Here is an 18,430-nt window from a genome sequence, read left to right on the forward strand (position 1 = left end):
AAGGAATTTGTCATGACCGAAGCCATTCGTTACGAAAAAGGCCAGGACCAGATCGTGGTGCTGACCCTCGACATGCCCGGCCAGAGTGCCAACACCATGAACGGCGTGTATCGCGAGGCCATGGCGGCCACCGTCACGCGCCTGGAAGCGGAAAAGGAGCAGATTGCCGGTGTGATCATCACCTCGGCGAAGAAAACCTTTTTTGCCGGCGGTGACCTCAATGAACTGATCAAGGTCGACAAGGCCCACGCCAAGGATTTCTACGACGGCGTGCGGGTGCTGAAGGCGCAACTGCGACGCCTGGAAACCCTGGGCAAACCGCTGGTCGCCGCGATCAATGGCGCCGCGTTGGGCGGCGGCTGGGAGATTTGCCTGGCGTGCCACTACCGCGTCGCGCTGGATGACAAATCGGTGCAGCTCGGCTTGCCGGAGGTGACCCTCGGCCTGCTGCCGGGCGGCGGCGGGGTGGTGCGCATGGTGCGCATGCTCGGCCTGGAAAAAGCCCTGCCGTATCTGCTGGAAGGCAAGAAAGTCCGCCCACAACAGGCGTTGCAGGCTGGTTTGATCCAGGCGCTGGCGCTGAACCGCGATGAGCTGCTGGCCAAATCCCGCGCGTGGATTCTGGCTAATCCAGAGGCCAGGCAGCCGTGGGACACCAAGGGTTATCAGCTTCCAGGCGGCACGCCGTCGAACCCCAAGGTTGCGCAGATGCTGGCAATAGCGCCGTCGATTTTGCGCAGCAAGACCCAGGGCTGCTTCCCGGCGCCGGAGAAAATCCTCTGCGCCGCCGTCGAGGGCGCCCAGGTGGATTTCGACACCGCGCACCTGATCGAAACCCGCTATTTCACCGAGCTGGTCACCGGGCAGGTGGCGAAAAACATGATCGGTACCTTCTGGTTCCAGCTCAATGAGATCAACGCCGGCCGTTCCCGACCCGAGGGCTTTGCGCCTTATGTGACGCGCAAAGTCGGCGTGCTCGGCGCCGGGATGATGGGCGCCGGCATCGCCTATGTCAGTGCTTGCGCCGGCATTGAGGTGGTGCTCAAGGACATCAACCAGGCGGCGGCCGACAAGGGCAAGGCGCACTCGGCGGCGTTGTTGGACAAGAAGGTCAGCCGTGGGCAACTGACCCCGGATCAGCGCGAAAGCACCCTCGCGCGCATTCATCCTACGCAGGATGACGCCGACCTGGCCGGTTGCGACCTGATTATCGAAGCCGTGTTCGAAGACCGCGAACTCAAGGCCAGGGTCTCTGCGGCTGCTCAACAGGTGGTCGGTGTCGAAGCGGTGATCGCCTCCAACACCTCGACCTTGCCCATCAGCGGCCTGGCCACGGCGGTGCCCGACCCAGGCAAGTTTGTCGGCCTGCATTTCTTCAGCCCGGTGGACAAGATGCCCCTGGTAGAAATCATCAAGGGCGCGCACACCTCGGACGAAACCCTGGCCCGGGGGTTCGATTTCGTACTGCAGATCAAGAAGACCCCGATTGTGGTCAACGACAGTCGCGGCTTTTTCACCTCGCGGGTGTTCGGCACTTTCACGAATGAAGGCATTGCCATGCTCGGCGAAGGGGTGGCCGCCGCCATGATCGAGACCGAGGCGCGCAAGGCGGGGATGCCGGTGGGGCCGTTGGCGGTATCTGACGAAGTGTCTCTCAGCTTGATGAGCCATATCCGACAGCAGGCGGCCAAGGATCTGCAGGCGGAAGGTAAAAGCGTGCCGAGCCATCCGGCGACGGTGGTGATTGACCTGTTGGTGAACGAGTACAAGCGCGTGGGCAAAGCGGCGGGGGGCGGTTTTTACGAGTACCCGGCGGGCGGGCAGAAGTATCTCTGGCCGGAATTGAAAAGCCGCTTTGAACAGCCCGGGCAACGGATTTCGGCACAGGATGTACGCGACCGTTTGCTGTTTATCCAGGCTATCGAAACCGTGCGCTGCGTGGAGGAGGGCGTGTTGCTGTCCACCGCCGACGCCAACATCGGATCGATTTTCGGCATCGGCTTTGCGGCCTGGAGCGGTGGCGCGTTGCAGTTTATCAACCAGTACGGCCTGAACGACTTTGTCGCCCGCGCCCGTTATCTGGCCGAGCAATATGGCGAGCGGTTCTCGCCGCCGGCGTTGTTGCTGGAGAAAGCGGCACAGAACGCGACGTTCTGACGGTTTTGGGTATGCGCGGGGCTTGCCTTGTCAGGGTATTTCAAGGCAGGCTCTGGGGTGTGCATTATTCCCATCACCGTGTCAGGTATTTTTTATGTCGCTACGCGTCTGTATCCTGGAAACCGATATCCTGCGTCCAGGCTTGATCGATCAATACCAAGGGTACGGGCAGATGTTCAAGCGCCTGTTCTCCAAGCAGCCGATTCCCGCCGAGTTCGTCGTGTACAACGTGGTGCAGGGCGAATACCCCGCGGACGATGAAGTGTTTGACGCCTATCTGGTGACCGGCAGCAAGGCCGACTCCTTCGGTACCGACCCGTGGATCCAGACCCTCAAGACGTACCTGCTCGAACGCTACGAGCGTGGCGACAAGTTGCTTGGCATTTGCTTCGGCCACCAATTGCTGGCGCTGCTGCTGGGCGGCAAGACCGAGCGTGCCGGCCAGGGCTGGGGCATGGGCATCCATGACTACAAACTCGATGCCAAGGCGCCGTGGATGAGCCCTGAAGTGGAAGAGCTGACGCTATTGATCAGCCACCAGGACCAGGTCACCACGCTGCCGGACAACGCCACGGTGATTGCCTCCAGCGATTTTTGCCCGTTCGCCGCGTACCACATTGGCGACCAGGTGCTGTGCTTCCAAGGCCACCCGGAGTTTATCCACGACTATTCCCGCGAATTGCTCGAGATTCTTCAGACGACCTTGGGCGAAAAGGTCTACACCAACGGTGTGTCCAGCCTGGAGCGTGACCACCACGGCGTGACCGTGGCGGAGTGGATGATGCGCTTTGTGGCGCACAAGCCCGAGGCCCGGGTTTAAAGCCAGCCCGAGCGCTTGAAACTGGCCCACAGGCTGGTGCAGCCCACCGCGATAAACCCGAGCACGGCAAAATAGCCGTAGTGCCATTGCAGCTCGGGCATGTTCTGGAAGTTCATCCCGTAAATCCCCGCCACCGCGGTGGGGAACGCGAGGATCGCCGCCCACGCGGCGAACTTGCGCTGCACCACGCTCTGGCGCGACGCCTCCAGCAACACCCCGATTTCAATGGTCTGGCTGGCGATGTCGCGCAGGGTGGTGAGGTCTTCCATCTGCCGCGTCACGTGAATTTGCACATCACGAAAATACGGGCGCATGTTCTTGTCGATAAACGGGAAGCTCAGCTTCTGCAGCTCCTGGCTGATCTCCACCATCGGCGCCACGTAGCGCTTGAGCCGCAGCACGTCGCGGCGCAGGCCGTGGAGGTTCTGGATATCGACTTCACTGAGGGAGTTGCACAGCACATTGCGCTCCAGCTCATCGATCTCGGCATGGATCGCCTCGCTCACGGGCTGGTAGTTCTCGGTGACGAAATCGAGCAGCGCATAGAGGACGAAATCTTCGCCATGCTCCAGCAACAGCGGCCGCGCCTCACAGCGCTGGCGCACATAGCCGTAGGACGCCGAGTGGCCGTTGCGTGCGGTAATGATGTAGCCGTTGCCGGCAAAAATATGTGTCTCGATAAACTCCAGCTTGCCGTTGTCGCGCACCGGTGAATAAGTGACGATAAACAGCGCATCGCCGAAGGTTTCCAGCTTGGGGCGGCTGTGTTTTTCCAGGGCGTCTTCGATGGCCAATTCATGCAGGTTGAACTGGCGTTGCAGGTTGGCCAGCTCCTGTGCGCTGGGTTCTTCCAGGCCGATCCACACAAAGTGGTCGGGTTTGGCGGCCCAGGCCGCGCCTTCGTCGAGAGTGATGTCAGTGACTTTCTTTCCGGCGCTGTAGACAGCGGCCGCAACAACTCTACCCATGATACTGATCACTTCTTATTGGGAGGACAGGTGTTGGGCAGCTTAGCCTGAATGGCGTTCCCTTGTGGCCGTTGGCGCAGCGTGCATTTTTATCCGCAGCATAGGGGAATTACAGAGGCGCGGGTGTCCAGGCGGTTTGCAGTTCGCGGTCCATCCCTGCAATGCATTCATCCATCTGCGCCTGGCAGGCCTGCATCAACTGCGGGATGTCGTCTGCAGTCAGGCCTGTCGTAGGAATCGGCGGCAGCGAGCGTATGAGCACATCACCGCTGTTCCAGCGATTGAGCTGCATATGGGTGACGTAATTGCTCACGCACACCTGCACGATCGGTACACCGGCGGCAATCGCCATATGGAACGCACCTTTCTTGAACGGCAACAGGCCTTTGCCCAGGTTGCGCGTGCCTTCCGGAAACACCCAGATCGACGTGTCCTCATGCTGCAAGGTGTGTGTAGTGGTAAGCATCGCGCGGCGCGCCTTGTGCGCGTTGCCGCGATCAATCAGCACATTGCCCGCCAGCCAGAACAGCTGGCCGAACAGCGGCACCCACTTGAGGCTTTTCTTGGCGATACACACCGTGCGGTGCGGCACCACGGTGCCGAACACAAACAGGTCGTAGTTGGACTGGTGGTTGGCAATGATCACGCATGTACCGGGCTTGTTGCGCAGCGAGTCCACGTCGGCCTTCACATTCAGGCGCAGGATCCACATGGCTGGCAGCGCGTAGAGGCGAGCACATAAACGGCTGTTATCCGGGTTGAACGGCCGACAGACACCGATCAGCAAGCCCAGCACGCCGGCGACCATAAAGTGCAGGCCCATCAACAACATACGCAACAGAAAAAGCATCGAAACAGCCCATCGGGACAAAAGGTGGCGCAGTGTACGGTTGTGCACTGTATTCGGCAATTACCCCTGTAGAGGGAGGAGATAGGCGATGTTTAAGTACATGTTTCAACATCTGCTGACATCGGCAGGCTAGAGCGGCTGAGGATGATTCGAATTTATCCGTAAGAAAAAGCCCGACTCAAGGTCGGGCTTTTTTATGCGGCTGCAGGCTTTAGCTGAGGATATGGCCCTGGTCCTGGATGATCGCATCGTCCAGCGCTTCCAGCAGCGCTTTACGCACCTTCAACTTGGTGTGTTTGTGGGCGTTCATATTCAGCTTCTTCAACTGGCGGGCCGCTTCCAGCGCTGCAGCCTGCAGCTCTTGCGGTGCGACCACCTTGTCGAGGAAGCCTGCGCCCAAGGCGCCTTGCGGGTCGAACATCTCGGCATTGATCACCGAACGGTGAAACGCGGATTTGCGCAGGCGATCCCGCGCCAACTCGATCCCGGCGTGGTGCATGGTCATGCCAATCGCCACTTCATTCAGGCCAATGCTGAACGGGCCTTCCACACCAATCCGATAATCCGCCGACAACAACAGGAACGCGCCCTTGGCGACGGCATGCCCTGGGCACGCCACAATCACCGGAAACGGGTGCGACAACAGGCGACGGGCCAACGTCGAGCCCGACGTCACCAGGCCGATCGCCTCTTTAGGGCCGGCCGTCATCACTTTCAAATCATAACCACCCGACAAAATCCCCGGCGTCCCGGTGATGATCACCACCGCGCGGTCCTTTTCGGCCTGGTCCAGCGCTGTATTAAACGCACTGACCACATCGGGAGAAATGGCATTCACCTTGCCGTTGCTCAAGGTCAGGGTCGCGATACCGTCTTCGAGGTGGTAAGCAATCAACTCACTCATGACGCGGTTCCTTGTAGGACTTGTTATAGATAGGCTGTTTATAGAAGCGTATGCACAGACGTTACCCACCACGCCCGTCCCGGTAAAGCGCCGTGACTGACTACCCAGTCAGACTTTTCCCGCATGCCGGTCGCCCAATAGCCTAGGGCAGGGCGCAATCGCCGTTCCAGACGCGTGCTGCCCATGCCCAAGAATGGCAGAATCACCACCCCTTGCCGGGCACCTCTCGGTATAGTGGTCTAACCGCATGAAAATTCTGAAAAAAACCTTTGCCATCAGAAAGGCTTTCGACTACATTAGCGCGCCTCGACAGACTGAACTGGTTTGACGAGATACGGTGAAGTGTCCGAGTGGCTTAAGGAGCACGCCTGGAAAGTGTGTATACAAGAAATTGTATCGAGAGTTCGAATCTCTCCTTCACCGCCACATTCTGAAAACGCAAACCCCTGATTATCTTAGAGAAAGTCGGGGGTTTGTGGTTTTTGGCGTCTGAAAAATGGCTATATGGGACAGATTTGGGACAGATAGCGGCTTTAGCAGTGAAAGTAGCGGCTGAATTCGTGATTGGTTTATCATCGATTTCAACAGCGCAACTATCAGCAACTGAACCGTTGAGTTAACGTTTTAATTGACGGATTCGTCATTTCTGAGTATCGTTTGGTTGTCAGCACGGACCGGAACCCGAAAGGGGGTGCTGATATCGGAGGTTTTTAGACCTCTCCTAGCCAGTGAGCGGGATAAGCAAGAAATTGCTAAAGATTAGGCCGATATTGAGATTCACAAAAAGCCCCGACGCGAAAGCTTCGGGGCTTTTTGCTGTCTGTCTTAAACGGTTTTTCCAGCGTTTCGCATTTCTAGAATGTATCTCACATTGTGTGGTTTGCCTTTCGGTAGCGTTCCTCGGCCCCATTCGTCGACCTCGTAGGCGGAGATGATCCTTATCTTCAGAACGTTAACGGTTCCGCCCGGCTTGCTGATGGAAAAGAAAATCGCATAGTCGTGCAAATCCATACAGAAATAGCGCTGATTGTTCTCGACGTAATACGGAACCACGATTCCGGCAAAAAATCGCTTGTGGATGTATTCAATAATTTGCGTGCTGCAGTGGTAGCGTTCAGCGCAAAAATATCTTGTATCTCCGCGAAAGGTCAGCTTTTTTCCATTGCCTTTGTCGTCAGTGAAGCAATGAAAGCCAAAATCGAACTTCACAGTTAATGCTTGTCCGTCTACCTCATACACCTGCTCAAATGGATGCAGGTGAGTCATTGAAAGCGTACGTCCGTTAATTTCAAGGTCCCACCACTTCATGTGACGCTTCCGACTGTTCTACGAAAAGCCAAGAGTATCTGCATAGGGAGCTGCCGACCAGCAGTGGGCCATTTATGGGTGCAGACGCGACCCGGACAGCAATCCTGTGATGAGCTCTGCTCTCGGGCGGGGCAAGCAGGCTAGAGAGAATGTCTACTTCGACCCAGACGTATTAACCGAATATTTAGAGTTTTAATGCTAATTGCAACATCCCTACCACATCCGGCCCATCCTCATTGATCCACGTCCCATAATGCTGACGGATCATGTTCCCATTGGTATGCCCCATCTGTTCCGCGATCCAGTCGATCGACGCTATCCCTGTGGTCAGCAACTGACTGGCGTACGTGTGCCGGCACTGGCCTGGCCCACGATAGCGAACCCCGGCCGCGAGCAAGTGAGCCTTGAAAAACCTATCTCTGACCACGAAGTCGCTGACGTGCGGCAAACCGCTTTTCGTATTCAAGAAGACAAAGTGCAGCTTGTGCTGTCGTACGGTCTTGTTGTCCCGCTCGACAATATCGACGGTTTCGGCCTTTCTTTTCCGATTCAGTGCGTCGATCTTCTGCAGCGCATCCCAGGCCGGAGCGAGTAGGCGGACCTTACGCGTTGAACGCCGGGTTTTCGTCACCCGGTAAGCCCCGCGCACCTTGGATCTGCGGAACGTCACCGTGCCTTGCTCCAGGTCGACATCTTCCCAGGCCAGGGCGATGGTCTCGGAAACCCGGGGACCGGCCCATATCATGAACTGAACCATCAACAGCTCTTGTGTGCGGTTGGTGTGGGTTTCCAGGATCTGTTTGATTTCCGCCCTGGTGAACGGGTCGGGTGCTTCGGGATCTGGCAGTCGCACCATTAGACCCTCGGTCGGGTCGTGCGCCACTTTCATCCTAGTGCGATAGAGCCGGAACACTTGGCGGACGTTGCTGATGATGTCGCGGATGGTCTTGTTTTTTAGAGTTTTCGACAGGGTTACCTGTATCCACTCCTGCAGGTCGAGGTGATCGATATTGTGGATCTGTACCTTACCCCAGCGTGGCCGTACGTGAACCTCTGCCTTATTTGCGTAGCCCCGATAGCTCGACGCGGCCACGCTGTTGGCCTTGATCTTTAACCACAGGTCCAGGTAATGGCCGAATGTGTTTTCCACCAACTTGACCGAGTTGGGAAAGTGCCGTGCGTAATCGAAGGTGCCGGCCTGAATCTCGTATTCGATGATTTCAACCATGCGCTTAGCCTGGGCCACGTTGGCCGGTGTGTTACCGCCCGGGATCGCTTCCCGGCATTTCTCCCCGTTGTATTGAAAATAGATTCTCACGGATTTCCCGCGAGCTTCGACCCCACTCATGTAAACCCCTAACGCTGTGCTTGTGTATCGACAGTCTGACGATCGGAAACAAAAAGGCCCGTTTCCGGGCCAAGTATCTGGTAGCGCATCTTCTGGTGGACGCTGCTTACCGTTTAGGCTTGTGGCTACGTAGATGGGCGTTCTGCAGCTGGCGCAACCGGCTGCATTTCAAGTGATTGCCCTGGACGCGCCAATTGCCGCATTGGTCGCAAACACTGGTGTAGTCAATGTTCCATGGGAAGCGCCGTAATGGTGTCGCTGCAGGACTGTCAGACATTGCGCGCTTCACCCCGGGTTTCTGGGGTTGCGAGCAGTTGGGCAACCACTGCCGCATCCGTTTCGCTCAGTTCACCAAGGGTGTTGGCCATCTGGCTGAGACTTTCGAGGCGGATTCGTGATTCGGGGGTTTTGTGTACCAGGTAACCAATGACGGCCGCGCCAATGATCGCGGTGGCCACCAGGTGGCGTGCCGGTGTGGTAGCCTTCGCGCCGCTGCTGCTTAGGTTCTGTGCTTGCATGGTATTGCCCTCTGTTGCGGTTAGGTGTCGGGGAGCTGCAACTCCTCGACACTGCTTCTTTTAAGGTCAGTCCTTACGGGCCAGGTGGATCACCAGGCCGTCAAGATCCGGCTCATGCTCAACGCATGACTGCCACTCCAACACCCTCAAAATCTGTTGCCTGCTGCAGTCGTCCACCAGGATTTCGCGCTGGCCACCGGCTGCCCGAACTTCCAGGATCTTCAACAAGCCATCCTCCCCATATGCACCGGCCTGGATGATCGGCGCGCTCTCGCCGGTAAATTCCAGGCGGTCCTGCACGGACTGCAGCTTGCTTGTTTTGCCGTCGCCGGCATTGCCCATAAACACTTGGATCTGCATCGGTCTTGATCTCCTTTACGCCTTGAATGTCCAGCACTTCACTGTGGTCGGCCGGGGTTGTGAGCACGGATTACGGCCGTTGAACGCAGCACGTACAGCGCTGTGTACGGCCTTGTTGCTGTCCAGAAACTTGCGGGAACGGGACTCTTTGAGCAGGTCGCGCAACGTGGCTACGTCGGCCAGCTTCTGTTTGTGTTCGGCGGCGCGCTCGCAGAATTCGTTGAGGTTGATAGCGATCACGGTGGGGTCGCTGCTGTGGTCGACCACAGGGTCTTCGCTCAAGGATTCGAGGTAGTCGTAGACCTCCCAAAACTCGGCCACGGCCGCATGGTCGGAGCTGATCGACGCCTGGCGCTCGATGGCCATCCGCACGATCTGGCGCTGGGTGGCAGCGACCTGGGGGTCACTCAATTTCAGTACCAGGCGAATGCCGTCCAGCAGCGAGAGCATTTGCGCGTGGTTTTTGCTGATGCGCTCCACGCGTATGTAGCCGCGCAGGTCATAGCCGCAACTAGTGCAATTGCCCTGGTCGCTGGTATAGGCCGTGCTGCAGGCGAAGCAATGGGTGTGCAAACGGCGCAGCTTCGATTCGTGTTCGGGCATACGCTGGGCGAACAGCTCAAGCACCGCGGATTCCTTGCCCACGGCCCGCAACAGGAAGTGGCTGAGGGTGCCGCCGTCCAGGGCGTTGAGTTGATCAGCAGCAGCACGGCTTTCCGGCGTGACGGTCGGGCGTACAAAGTGCAACTTCACAATCCGCGTCATGATTGCTTCATGGGCGACCACAGCCGCGTTCTGGCTGATCGCGATCGTTCCCCTGAATGGAGGCTCATACGTTTCGTTGCCGGCCGTCTTGACGCCTTTGGTGGCCAAGGTGCCGCCGCCGTAGAAGTCTTTCAGCTCGTCCCATTCGAAGGTTTTAGCGTGTGCCCGATCATCGCCGTGGCGATCCGCTTCCAGGAACACCACTGGCATGCCGGAGACCTGGCCCATCAGGCGAGAGCGCCCAGCTTTGGTGGATTTCATAGGGTCAAACCCTTCATAGCCTTCGCGGCCGAGTAGCTTCCAAAGGACGTTCAAGAGGGTGGTTTTGCCGGCGCCGGCCTCGCCTGTGGCTTCCAGAAAAGGGAAGGACTGATAGCGGGCGCGGATCTGCTCGCAGAACAGCGAGCCAAAGAAGAACACCAGCGCGACGAAGCCCTGGGCGCCGAAGCATGTCCACAGCAACTGCACCCACTTCTCGTCAAAGCCCTTTGCTTCGCGCTGCAGCTTGATAGGGACGCCTTTCTGCAGGGTCTTCAGGCGCAGCTTTCCGAACTCGAAATAGTCTTCGCTGTTGACCTTGTAGGTGGTGCCGTCCTTGATCGCGATGTCACCGTAGACGTAGCAGGCGTATTCCTTGCTGTAGCCTACGTAGTCGATCGTTGAGACGGTTTTGATGCCGAACAGTTGGTCCTTCATGAGCTTGTCGAGCTGCTGGCCACTGCCTGTGAACATGGCACCTGCCGCCATGCCGAGCAGTCGCTTTTTGAACTCGCTCGCGGCCGACAACTGGCCGCTGGTGAAGGTGTTTTTCACACTTTCGGAATCGTGGGGGAAGTCCACACGCATGTAGTACCAGGACTCGTCTGTTACCTCGTTTCGCTGGAAATACAGCGCCTGGGGGTAGCAGTTGGCGATCTCCACGACACTGCCGGACTGCTGCAGCGCTTTTTCTCGTTGTTGCGCCTGGTTCAGCAACTGGTCGTCGTGATTCTCGCTGTCCTCGATGTCGGACATGGCTCGGTTGAATTTCTCCATGTCCAACTTGAACCAGTACAGGCGGCTCCCGAAGCCCAGGTGAAATTCCCCGCGCTTGCTCCAGTCGTACATGAGCAAAGCCTTTTCCGCCGCGCTCTCGGCCAGCAGCAGGGCGCCCTGGTGGCGGGCCTGCTTGAGGTCGGTCGCGATCTGTTCGGCGCGTTTGGTTTCGTCCTTGATGAAGCTCCAGCGCTGATGAAGGTCGTTCCAATCTGACTTGCGACCGTCGCGTTGCGGGATCTGCGCTGACTCGCAGACGAAGCCCAGGGCGCGTGCTTCGCGGACCCAGCGCCGGGTGTAGGCGTTTGCGCTCGGTTCGTTGTCCAGAGCCCAAACCAGTTTGGGCAGCTTCCCGCCTTCCTGGGTTTTAATCAGTGCCTTGAGCGAGTCCCCAGGGAATGCGTTGGAGGACATTGCAGACACGGCCACGATGTCGTTGTGCACCAGGGCGATGGCGTCGAAGATCCCTTCGACAATCCAGATCTCCTTGGCTTCCAGCAGGTCGACGCAGGGCGGGCACCACCAGACGCCGCGATAGCTGTCCTTGGATTTGAAGCGGGCCTTCATCTTGCCGAAGCGGTGCGGCTGATCGATCAGGCGTTCCCACCAGCCACCTTTATCGAGGGCGAACCGCACAGTGGCGCTGCCGGCGTTGTGTTCAACGGAATAGAACGTTTCCTGGGTGAACCATCCCTGGATCAGCTCAAACCGAAAGCCTCGGGCGAACTCCAGATAAGCGCGTGCGGTGGCGTTGGGATGTTGGTCTGTCGCCGGTGCACGTTTGCTCCAATCTTCAAACAGATCGTCGTACAGCTCTTTCACGTGCAGGGTGTGGCCACACTTTTCAGGGCGACCACAAATCACCATCCATGGCGTGTCAAAACGGGAGTACAGCTCTTTCTTTTTGCACTTCGGGCAGGTGCCTCCGCGCATGTAATCGGTGCCCGTGCGGTGCTTTAGCCCGAAGTCGGACTGGAGGCGTTGCAACACCTCGTGGCGAAGATCTTCTTTCATGGGGTTACTTCACTGCTTTGAGGCTGTGGGACAGGGCTGCCATAAGGCGTTTTTGCGCAGCCATTACCGGGACGTGGGCGAGGATTGCGCCGTGGCGCAGACCGTCCGCAACAAAGCGGAACTGGTCGTCATACCAGTGCTCGTTGAGGCTCAAGCGATACTGTTCGCGCAGGTTGGCCAGCAACGCTTCGGCCTCGGCCGGTGGCAGTTGGGTGGTGACAATTACGGCGTTTGTCATCGTTAAACCTCGATTTCGGGCGCAGCTCACCCAAACCCACGGGACGTGGGGCCTGCGATTGGTTGGATTGGGTGTTACGAGTTGGCGGAGCGTAAACGCACGTTGTCAGGGGCGTTCAGGATGCGTTCATAGATGAGGCTGACGGGTACGGACCAGCAAAATCCTTTGATTGGATCCTTGATCACCACAACGGTGTTGCTGCTGTAATCCAGATCGAGGCGCTGTCGGGAGGCGATTTCCCCCAACTTGATATGGGCAAGGGAGACCAGTTTGATTGCAACCGATTCCGTCACGTCGAGGCTGGTAACCAGGTGTTGAATGGTTCTGTTGAGAAGCGTCGACAGGTCGCCCAGGTGTTCGGCTTGATGGCGCTCAAGGAATGCCAGTGCGGCGTTCTGCATACATTCCTGATAGTCCAGGGTGTTGGTTTGAGCATTCATTTTGCTTTCCCAGATTTGGCACGGTACAGATCGATTGCGGCATAGACTTCGGCAGTCCGTGCAGCCATGTGCAAGGTGTGGGCGTTCTGTATCAGCTCCGCCTCTGCGTCGGTGATGACACCGTCATCAAGAGCCTGGGCAATGGCTTGATCGACCGTCCCCTGCTTGGCTGAACTCTGCATAGCCCGCGCATACATCTCCACGTTGTCCAGGTTTTCGGGGTGGGTCACGGGCACGAACATGCCGCCGTACATCGCCGCCACGTAGTTGGGAAAGTGTTGGGTACCGGTGACTTGCTCCAGCAGGAAGATCTGCGTATCCGTCAAAGGACGGCAGTTGTTGTTCTCGTAGGCGTGGTTATCAAACTTCTTAAGTGGCAATCCGATCCGGGCAGCAGCGCATTCGCGGCCACCTGCGAAGGTGCAGATAATTGCACTGACAACTTCGCGACGTGTTTTTAGAACTTGGCTTTCCATCTTCTGCTGTTCCCTCAGTGCACTGGCCATTACTGTGCGATTACGCCGTCTTTGATGCCGAGCAGTACGGCGGCGCGATGGGCCTCCCCACGGCGACACTGGCTTTGGCCATTCAGTACCGCATAGACGGTGCTGGGGTTGAGGTTATGTAGAGCAGCAAAATTTTTCGCGGTCTGACCACGCTTCTCCAAGGACGCACGCGCTTGCTGGCGCGCTTGCTCGGTGACGGTTGAGTTGGGCATAGTGCAATTCCTTGCGTTTTCGTGTGATGACAAGCGCAGGATGTGGCAAAAAACTGCCATTGTAAATATGCGGATGGAAAAATATTGACTCTCTCTGAAGAGATTGGCGCAAGGCTGCGCCAACAACGTGCCCAGGCTGGGCTGACACAAGATCAAATTGCGGAGCAGCTTGGCGTCTCGAAACGAACTCAAGGAAATTACGAGTCCGGTTCCAGCGATGCCCCAGCTTCCTACCTGAGCATGGCTGCAAGCGTGCTGGGTTTTGACGTGCTTTACATCGTGAGCGGAACACGCACCACGTTGAAGGCCGATGCTTTGTCGGAGGTTGAGGACAGCATTGTTCAGCAGTACCGCAGTATCCCTCCAGACGATCAACGAGCCATTCGGCGATTTGTAAAAGCCATGGCGGATGAGGCGGTGAAAGGGTCGTCTTGAATACGCTCTTTCAGCCATACGTTTGGTTCGCCCCCATATCAATGCATCAGCAATGCATTTTATGGAGTGGTAAGCATGTTGGATCGCACAAACGCCGAAGCCGGTTACGTTGAAATTGCAGCTTCTGCGTGTCATGAGCTTTCGCATATCGAACGTCGCCTGATCGGCTTCTATCGCCAGTTGAGCCCTCGTGACCAGGAACAATTGCGCCGGCTGACCGAAGCGCTGATAAGCAACCCGGACCAGTCCGACGACGATTGATTTCTCGGCCGCCGGCATAGTGTTGTCGGCGGTTTGCATCATGCGACTGCCTGCGATCCAAGCTTTTCAAACAGCTCCCGCTGTTGTGCCCTGGGCATGTCTCGAAGCCGATCAATCAGCAGCCTGTCGAACGTCTGTGCTGACGGGCTGAGCGTGTGTGAGAACGTGAGATTTGCCACCCAGCTGTGCCCACACTTTGCGTCGAGGCACTGGCAATAGAGTTTCGCGAAATCGGCAGATAGCACCTCACGTGATGCAATTCGGCCTTTGTGTCCGCATTTACAAGTAACTCTCATGTTCCCTCCCCAGGGTGCAGCAAATTGCCATTATGTTCGCATGTGGTGCAGTATTTTTCTCTATTTTTGAAATGTCAGTTAGCGCTTGCCGCTGCTAAGGTTGGCTCTCTCCAGTTGATGCGCCTGTCTCTCCGAAGGGCGTCATTCACCTGGTTGAACAACTGGCAAATCGGCCTGATCTCGTTGCTGGTGTACACGCGATCGATCTTCTCGATGTCGCCAAACCCCCCGTTGTTTTCCGGGATTATCCCGGCCAGGGCAGGGTTCATCCGCCAGGCGGCGATCACATCGTTGCGCGTGATGTTCTTCACCTTCTCCAGCTCGTCCTTGGCCTGAAAATCCCCCACGGGGATGATCTGGATCGCGTTTTCCTTGCCGTTGGGAATGTTGACGAACATCGAGCGGAAGTTGCCCACGCCCTTGCTGGCGCTGATTTGGGCACGCAGGTTGTCTTCGTCCTCCTCGGTCAGGTCCGGGTCGTTGGTGTAGAAGATGTAACCCGCGTGTGCACCGTTGCTGTAGTAGCGCCGGCGGAACAGGGTCGCCGCTTCGTTGAGCAGTAGTGCCTGCAGTCCGCCCAGGTAGTCGGGCACGCCGTAGATGTTCTGTTCCACGTCGTAGTCCAGGACGTGTTCGATTTCGCCCTGGTCGAAGTCCATGTACTTGCTGTCGGGCAACAGCATCCTGAATCCGCCGTCGACCTTCACGCGCATGTTGATCGCAGGCAGGTGCTGCATCTCCAGCACTTCGCCGAAGGCGTTGGTGTCGCGGTAGAAATACGCCTCGCCAAATACCATGTAGTCCAGGCTCGCCCGGCCCATGGTCTGCGTGCTGCAGCCTTCGGACGGGATGAATTCACGCAGCAGCAAGTTGCGCTTGAACTTCGGAATGGCGCCATGGTGCGCGTTGGCGCGTAGCAGCTTTGCCAGGCCCGCCCGCGACACTGGCGGCTTGTAGATCTCGCCGTCGTCGCTGAGAAACACCCCCAGGTACTCGCCGATGTTGCCGGACAGCACCTGTTCGGGTTCCCCGAAGGTGAACGCTCGCATGGGCTGCGGTTGTCGCGCTTGTTGGCTGATTGGGGGCTTTTTGTGTCGTGGCTTGGGCATTGGTTCCGCTCGTGACGTAGCGGCTACGGCGCCGCTTGTTGGTGTTGAGGGGTTCATTGAACAGGGCGTGCATGATCGACCAGGCAACATCGGCGTGACCGGTGGCGTCGGTGCGCGAAGCGCTGTAGGTCACTTGGCCGCTGGTGGTGGTGCCGCGCTTGATGGTCAGGAACGCCTGGGCGATGTCGGTCCAGCCGGCGTCCCATTCGATGCGACTTCCCTGGATCGTGTCCTGGGCCTTGAGGACCAGTAGGTTTTTGGTCTCAAGGCTGTAATGGATCGGCGTGGCTTTCGGGTAAAAGTCGCGCACCAGGTCGAACACGCCATAGCCCACGCCGGTGATGTCGATACCGATGTGCTGGACGTTGAAACGCTCGGTGAGCTTCTTGACCTGGGCGGCCTGGTAGTTGAACGAATGCCCCCGCCAGCTGTGCTTTTCCAGGATGCGGAATTTCGCCCCGGGTTCCAGCGGCGGGGCGATCACCACGCACGTGGCGTCGTCGCGGGTACGGCTCGGATCGTAGCCAAGCCACACCGGGCTGTTGCCGAAAGGCCGGTCCAGTTCGGGGTTGTAGTCCTCCCACAACGACAGGTCGGAGTAGCAGCGCTCCAGGTCCTTGAGGCCGAATGCACTTTGGCTGCTGTCGATGAACTTGCAGTAAAACAGCTGCTGGAATTTGTCTTCGTCGTACTCCAGCTGCAGCTGCTCGAGGTCGAACAGATCACAGCCGCCATCGATCGCATCCTGGATGGTGATGGTCTTGCGCCATTGGCCATCGGGACACAGGGCGCCCTGGGTGTAGGACGCCTCGGTAGGCCAGGTACCGCTGGCTTTCTTGCCACGTTTGCTGTTGCGGAATTCCTCGCCCGACCAGAACGGGTACGCCTGGTGCGACACCGCGCTGGGTGTCGAGAAGTAGGTTTTGCGCCACTTCTTGTGGGTGCCCATGGCGCTGGCCACGGTGCTGAGTTTTTCGAAGTCGCGGATCCAGAAGTACTCATCCACATACACATGGCCATGGTAGCCCTGGGCGGTGCTGCTGTTGGTCGACAGGAAGCGCAGTTCGGCGCCGTTGCTGAGTGTGATCGGGTTGCCGGTCAGCTCGATGTCGAACCACTGTTTGGCAAACTGGATGATGTAGCTGCGGAAGATCTCCGATTGCGAGCGGCTGGCCGACAGGAACACCTGGTTATCGCCAGTCAGTACCGCGTCCATGAACGCTTCGCCGGCGAAGTAGTAGGTCAGACCGACCTGGCGGCTTTTGAGGATGTTGCGGATCCGGCTAGTCAGCGGGTTTTGCTTGGCCGCGAACAGTTCCTGCTGATAGCGGTACATCTTGCTGATGAACTTATCCAGGAAGTCGACTTCGGTCAGCCCGCTGATGTCGTTCTTGGCCTTCTTTTCCTTCTTCCTGTCACCGCCTTCGCCACGGCTGGAGCGTTCGCCACGCGAGCGTTTGCGCGGTTCCTGGGGCTCGCCCAGGTCGTCGCCGTTCGATGTGGCCACAGGTGCGGGCTTGGCCGCTTGTTTCAGCAGGCGTTCGCGAACAACGGTCAGCCGATCCAGTTCGTTGAGGTCGTCTTTGGACAGGCTGCCCACTTTGTCCAGGAGCAGGGTGATTCGCCGTCCGACAGCAGTCAGCGGTTCCTCGTCCGACAGCATGTCTTCCCACCCGCCCTGGCGGATCCAGTAGTAGACGATTCGGATGTTGGGCAGGTTGAGCTGCGCCTGAATTTCCTTGGCCTTACAGCGGCGCAGAAACAGGCGTTTGGCGGCTTCTTTAACTTCGGTCGAGTAGTACATGGGCCGCAGTCTATGCGGCGAAAACGCTGGAAACGCGGGGTTAAATTCCGTGATCCGCCTATATCGTGAATATAGGAGAAACGCGCATTTGAACCGTTTGTTCGAGGGCTGACGGCTCCCTATCTTGGCGGCTCATTCAGCGATTGAGCGCAGTTAAACCCATGCCCCGTTCCCTTGTTTCGTTCTGGAAACGTGTCGCCACCAGCGGAGCTACCGTTGATGGGCGCGTAATCCTTCCCCAGGAACTGCGCGACATCGCTGAAACCTACAAACCGTCCTTTTACACGGCGGTGATCTGGTGCGACCACGAACGATGGCCAGGCTCCCACGGCACCGTCTACGCGGTGCGTCTGGTGGAAGAAGCCGAAGACCTGGAGCCCGGCGAAGTGGCGTTGGAAGCGCAATTGAAGCCCAACGACCGCCTGCTGTATCTGAATGACCAGGGCCAGAAGCTGTTCAGCAGCATCGAAATTACCCCGGACTTCCGTGGCAAGGGCAAAGCCTACCTGACTGGTTTGGGCGTTACCGACCAGCCTGCCAGCGTGGGCACTCAGGAACTCTACTTCTCCCACAAGAACAACCGCGCCTCCTACTACGCCGCGTCGGTCGAGCTCGGCCGCCTGCAGGACGACAGCCCAAACACCGCCGAAACCGGACTGATTGATGCCCTGACCGGCTTCTTCAAGCGTTTCGCTGCAGGTGCGCTGCCCACCGAAACCATTCCACCCAACACAGAGAGCAAACCCCCAATGGATGAAGCTACAGCAACGGCTTTGACGGCCCTGGTGGAGCAGCTGCTGGTTGTCGCTGCCGGCCTTCAAGCCGTCATTGAGCCCGCCGCCGCCGATGCGCCTGAACCCGATCAAGACCTGATCGATGACGTCAGCACGGCCGTGGACGAGATCGTGGCCACCGCCGAGCAAGAGCGCGAATTCCGCCGCCAAAGCAAGGGCAACCAGTCCGTACTTGCCAAGCTGGATGCGCTGCAGAAGCAGTTCAGCGCCCTGCAGAACAACTCCACCGGTCGCCAGTTGCCGCGCAATCCTGGCCCGGTAACCACCGTCAAAAAGCGGGTGCTCTAA

Annotated in this window: 20 protein-coding genes and 1 tRNA gene; 6 read left to right on the plus strand and 15 right to left on the minus strand. The window is 58.0% G+C overall.

All coding sequences use genetic code 11. The annotated features are described in order from the left end of the window. Positions 1-12 precede the first annotated feature (12 nt). Both BBG20_RS28265 and BBG20_RS28270 read left to right on the plus strand, forming a co-directional pair. The gene (locus tag BBG20_RS28265; RefSeq protein ID WP_065909377.1) at positions 13-2,157 is read left to right on the plus strand and encodes a 3-hydroxyacyl-CoA dehydrogenase NAD-binding domain-containing protein; all 2,145 of its coding nucleotides are present in this window, start codon (positions 13-15) and stop codon (positions 2,155-2,157) included. A 94-nt stretch (positions 2,158-2,251) separates the two neighbouring features. After that, positions 2,252-2,977 carry an amidotransferase gene (locus BBG20_RS28270; protein ID WP_065909379.1) on the plus strand — a complete coding sequence of 242 codons (726 nt, stop codon included), beginning with the start codon at positions 2,252-2,254 and terminating at the stop codon, positions 2,975-2,977. Here BBG20_RS28270 and BBG20_RS28275 read toward each other — a convergent pair. The 3 genes from BBG20_RS28275 to BBG20_RS28285 all read right to left on the minus strand — a co-directional run bounded on the left by BBG20_RS28275 (position 2,974) and on the right by BBG20_RS28285 (position 5,699). Next, complete coding sequence (locus BBG20_RS28275) at positions 2,974-3,945, minus strand: magnesium and cobalt transport protein CorA (protein WP_065909380.1); 972 nt, start codon at positions 3,943-3,945, stop codon at positions 2,974-2,976. The two genes, BBG20_RS28270 and BBG20_RS28275, sit on opposite strands and share 4 nt — an antisense overlap. A gap of 109 nt (positions 3,946-4,054) precedes the next feature. Beyond that, a complete protein-coding gene (locus tag BBG20_RS28280) occupies positions 4,055-4,795 on the minus strand; it encodes a lysophospholipid acyltransferase family protein (protein WP_065909381.1) in 741 nt (246 codons plus the stop codon). Between the two features lie 211 nt (positions 4,796-5,006). Further along, complete coding sequence (locus BBG20_RS28285; RefSeq protein WP_065909388.1) at positions 5,007-5,699, minus strand: crotonase/enoyl-CoA hydratase family protein; 693 nt, start codon at positions 5,697-5,699, stop codon at positions 5,007-5,009. A gap of 336 nt (positions 5,700-6,035) precedes the next feature. On the opposite strand from BBG20_RS28285, the gene BBG20_RS28290 reads away from it, so the two are divergent. Continuing rightward, positions 6,036-6,125, plus strand: a tRNA-Ser gene (locus BBG20_RS28290). Positions 6,126-6,524: 399 nt separating this feature from the next. On the opposite strand, the gene BBG20_RS28295 is transcribed toward BBG20_RS28290, so the two are convergent. From BBG20_RS28295 to BBG20_RS28335, 9 genes are all read right to left on the minus strand, one after another. After that, complete coding sequence (locus BBG20_RS28295) at positions 6,525-6,965, minus strand: hypothetical protein (RefSeq protein ID WP_065909865.1); 441 nt, start codon at positions 6,963-6,965, stop codon at positions 6,525-6,527. Positions 6,966-7,191: 226 nt separating this feature from the next. After that, the gene (locus BBG20_RS28300) at positions 7,192-8,355 is read right to left on the minus strand and encodes a site-specific integrase (RefSeq protein WP_065909390.1); all 1,164 of its coding nucleotides are present in this window, start codon (positions 8,353-8,355) and stop codon (positions 7,192-7,194) included. A gap of 269 nt (positions 8,356-8,624) precedes the next feature. Then, positions 8,625-8,873: a hypothetical protein gene (locus BBG20_RS28305; protein ID WP_065909392.1), complete on the minus strand. Its 249-nt coding sequence runs from the start codon at positions 8,871-8,873 to the stop codon at positions 8,625-8,627. Positions 8,874-8,939: 66 nt separating this feature from the next. Continuing rightward, positions 8,940-9,233, minus strand: a complete 294-nt coding sequence (locus BBG20_RS28310) for a hypothetical protein (RefSeq protein ID WP_065909394.1) — start codon at positions 9,231-9,233, stop codon at positions 8,940-8,942. Positions 9,234-9,248: 15 nt separating this feature from the next. Beyond that, a complete protein-coding gene (locus BBG20_RS28315) occupies positions 9,249-12,047 on the minus strand; it encodes a toprim domain-containing protein (protein WP_065909396.1) in 2,799 nt (932 codons plus the stop codon). A gap of 4 nt (positions 12,048-12,051) precedes the next feature. Continuing rightward, complete coding sequence (locus BBG20_RS28320) at positions 12,052-12,285, minus strand: hypothetical protein (RefSeq protein WP_065909399.1); 234 nt, start codon at positions 12,283-12,285, stop codon at positions 12,052-12,054. A 74-nt stretch (positions 12,286-12,359) separates the two neighbouring features. Continuing rightward, a complete protein-coding gene (locus BBG20_RS28325) occupies positions 12,360-12,725 on the minus strand; it encodes a hypothetical protein (RefSeq protein ID WP_065909400.1) in 366 nt (121 codons plus the stop codon). After that, positions 12,722-13,201: a YmfL family putative regulatory protein gene (locus tag BBG20_RS28330; RefSeq protein WP_319025200.1), complete on the minus strand. Its 480-nt coding sequence runs from the start codon at positions 13,199-13,201 to the stop codon at positions 12,722-12,724. Before BBG20_RS28330 ends, BBG20_RS28325 begins: the two co-directional genes overlap by 4 nt. 29 nt (positions 13,202-13,230) lie before the next feature. Continuing rightward, positions 13,231-13,443, minus strand: a complete 213-nt coding sequence (locus BBG20_RS28335; RefSeq protein ID WP_065909402.1) for a helix-turn-helix domain-containing protein — start codon at positions 13,441-13,443, stop codon at positions 13,231-13,233. Positions 13,444-13,527: 84 nt separating this feature from the next. Here BBG20_RS28335 and BBG20_RS28340 point away from each other — a divergent pair, with 84 nt between their 5' ends. Together BBG20_RS28340 and BBG20_RS28345 are read left to right on the plus strand one after the other, a co-directional pair. Next, positions 13,528-13,878, plus strand: coding sequence for a helix-turn-helix domain-containing protein (locus tag BBG20_RS28340; RefSeq protein WP_065909404.1), 351 nt, complete (start codon positions 13,528-13,530; stop codon positions 13,876-13,878). A gap of 75 nt (positions 13,879-13,953) precedes the next feature. After that, the gene (locus tag BBG20_RS28345) at positions 13,954-14,139 is read left to right on the plus strand and encodes a hypothetical protein (RefSeq protein WP_065909405.1); all 186 of its coding nucleotides are present in this window, start codon (positions 13,954-13,956) and stop codon (positions 14,137-14,139) included. 38 nt (positions 14,140-14,177) lie between these two features. Here the strand turns inward: BBG20_RS28345 and BBG20_RS32140 are convergent, their stop codons facing one another. From BBG20_RS32140 to BBG20_RS28355, 3 genes are all read right to left on the minus strand, one after another. Further along, complete coding sequence (locus BBG20_RS32140) at positions 14,178-14,435, minus strand: ogr/Delta-like zinc finger family protein (protein WP_083221499.1); 258 nt, start codon at positions 14,433-14,435, stop codon at positions 14,178-14,180. Between the two features lie 74 nt (positions 14,436-14,509). Beyond that, a complete protein-coding gene (locus tag BBG20_RS28350) occupies positions 14,510-15,379 on the minus strand; it encodes a phage portal protein (protein WP_065909407.1) in 870 nt (289 codons plus the stop codon). Next, complete coding sequence (locus BBG20_RS28355) at positions 15,291-17,348, minus strand: terminase large subunit domain-containing protein (RefSeq protein WP_065909408.1); 2,058 nt, start codon at positions 17,346-17,348, stop codon at positions 15,291-15,293. Before BBG20_RS28355 ends, BBG20_RS28350 begins: the two co-directional genes overlap by 89 nt. 161 nt (positions 17,349-17,509) lie before the next feature. Between BBG20_RS28355 and BBG20_RS28360 the strand changes: the two genes are divergently transcribed. Beyond that, positions 17,510-18,430, plus strand: a complete 921-nt coding sequence (locus BBG20_RS28360) for a GPO family capsid scaffolding protein (RefSeq protein ID WP_065909409.1) — start codon at positions 17,510-17,512, stop codon at positions 18,428-18,430.

Origin of the sequence: Pseudomonas aylmerensis, assembly GCF_001702265.1 — a bacterium.
Classification (GTDB): Bacteria; Pseudomonadota; Gammaproteobacteria; order Pseudomonadales; family Pseudomonadaceae; genus Aquipseudomonas; species Aquipseudomonas aylmerensis.

Excerpts from the sequence above, each read along its gene's own strand:
- BBG20_RS28265 (WP_065909377.1), top strand. The coding sequence starts at position 13 with ATGACCGAAGCCATTCGTTACGAAAAAGGCCAGGACCAGATCGTGGTG.
- BBG20_RS28270 (WP_065909379.1), top strand. The coding sequence starts at position 2,252 with ATGTCGCTACGCGTCTGTATCCTGGAAACCGATATCCTGCGTCCAGGC.
- BBG20_RS28275 (WP_065909380.1), bottom strand. The coding sequence starts at position 3,945 with ATGGGTAGAGTTGTTGCGGCCGCTGTCTACAGCGCCGGAAAGAAAGTC.
- BBG20_RS28280 (WP_065909381.1), bottom strand. The coding sequence starts at position 4,795 with ATGCTTTTTCTGTTGCGTATGTTGTTGATGGGCCTGCACTTTATGGTC.
- BBG20_RS28285 (WP_065909388.1), bottom strand. The coding sequence starts at position 5,699 with ATGAGTGAGTTGATTGCTTACCACCTCGAAGACGGTATCGCGACCCTG.
- BBG20_RS28295 (WP_065909865.1), bottom strand. The coding sequence starts at position 6,965 with ATGACTCACCTGCATCCATTTGAGCAGGTGTATGAGGTAGACGGACAA.
- BBG20_RS28300 (WP_065909390.1), bottom strand. The coding sequence starts at position 8,355 with ATGAGTGGGGTCGAAGCTCGCGGGAAATCCGTGAGAATCTATTTTCAA.
- BBG20_RS28305 (WP_065909392.1), bottom strand. The coding sequence starts at position 8,873 with ATGCAAGCACAGAACCTAAGCAGCAGCGGCGCGAAGGCTACCACACCG.
- BBG20_RS28310 (WP_065909394.1), bottom strand. The coding sequence starts at position 9,233 with ATGCAGATCCAAGTGTTTATGGGCAATGCCGGCGACGGCAAAACAAGC.
- BBG20_RS28315 (WP_065909396.1), bottom strand. The coding sequence starts at position 12,047 with ATGAAAGAAGATCTTCGCCACGAGGTGTTGCAACGCCTCCAGTCCGAC.
- BBG20_RS28320 (WP_065909399.1), bottom strand. The coding sequence starts at position 12,285 with ATGACAAACGCCGTAATTGTCACCACCCAACTGCCACCGGCCGAGGCC.
- BBG20_RS28325 (WP_065909400.1), bottom strand. The coding sequence starts at position 12,725 with ATGAATGCTCAAACCAACACCCTGGACTATCAGGAATGTATGCAGAAC.
- BBG20_RS28330 (WP_319025200.1), bottom strand. The coding sequence starts at position 13,201 with ATGGAAAGCCAAGTTCTAAAAACACGTCGCGAAGTTGTCAGTGCAATT.
- BBG20_RS28335 (WP_065909402.1), bottom strand. The coding sequence starts at position 13,443 with ATGCCCAACTCAACCGTCACCGAGCAAGCGCGCCAGCAAGCGCGTGCG.
- BBG20_RS28345 (WP_065909405.1), top strand. The coding sequence starts at position 13,954 with ATGTTGGATCGCACAAACGCCGAAGCCGGTTACGTTGAAATTGCAGCT.
- BBG20_RS32140 (WP_083221499.1), bottom strand. The coding sequence starts at position 14,435 with ATGAGAGTTACTTGTAAATGCGGACACAAAGGCCGAATTGCATCACGT.
- BBG20_RS28355 (WP_065909408.1), bottom strand. The coding sequence starts at position 17,348 with ATGTACTACTCGACCGAAGTTAAAGAAGCCGCCAAACGCCTGTTTCTG.
- BBG20_RS28360 (WP_065909409.1), top strand. The coding sequence starts at position 17,510 with ATGCCCCGTTCCCTTGTTTCGTTCTGGAAACGTGTCGCCACCAGCGGA.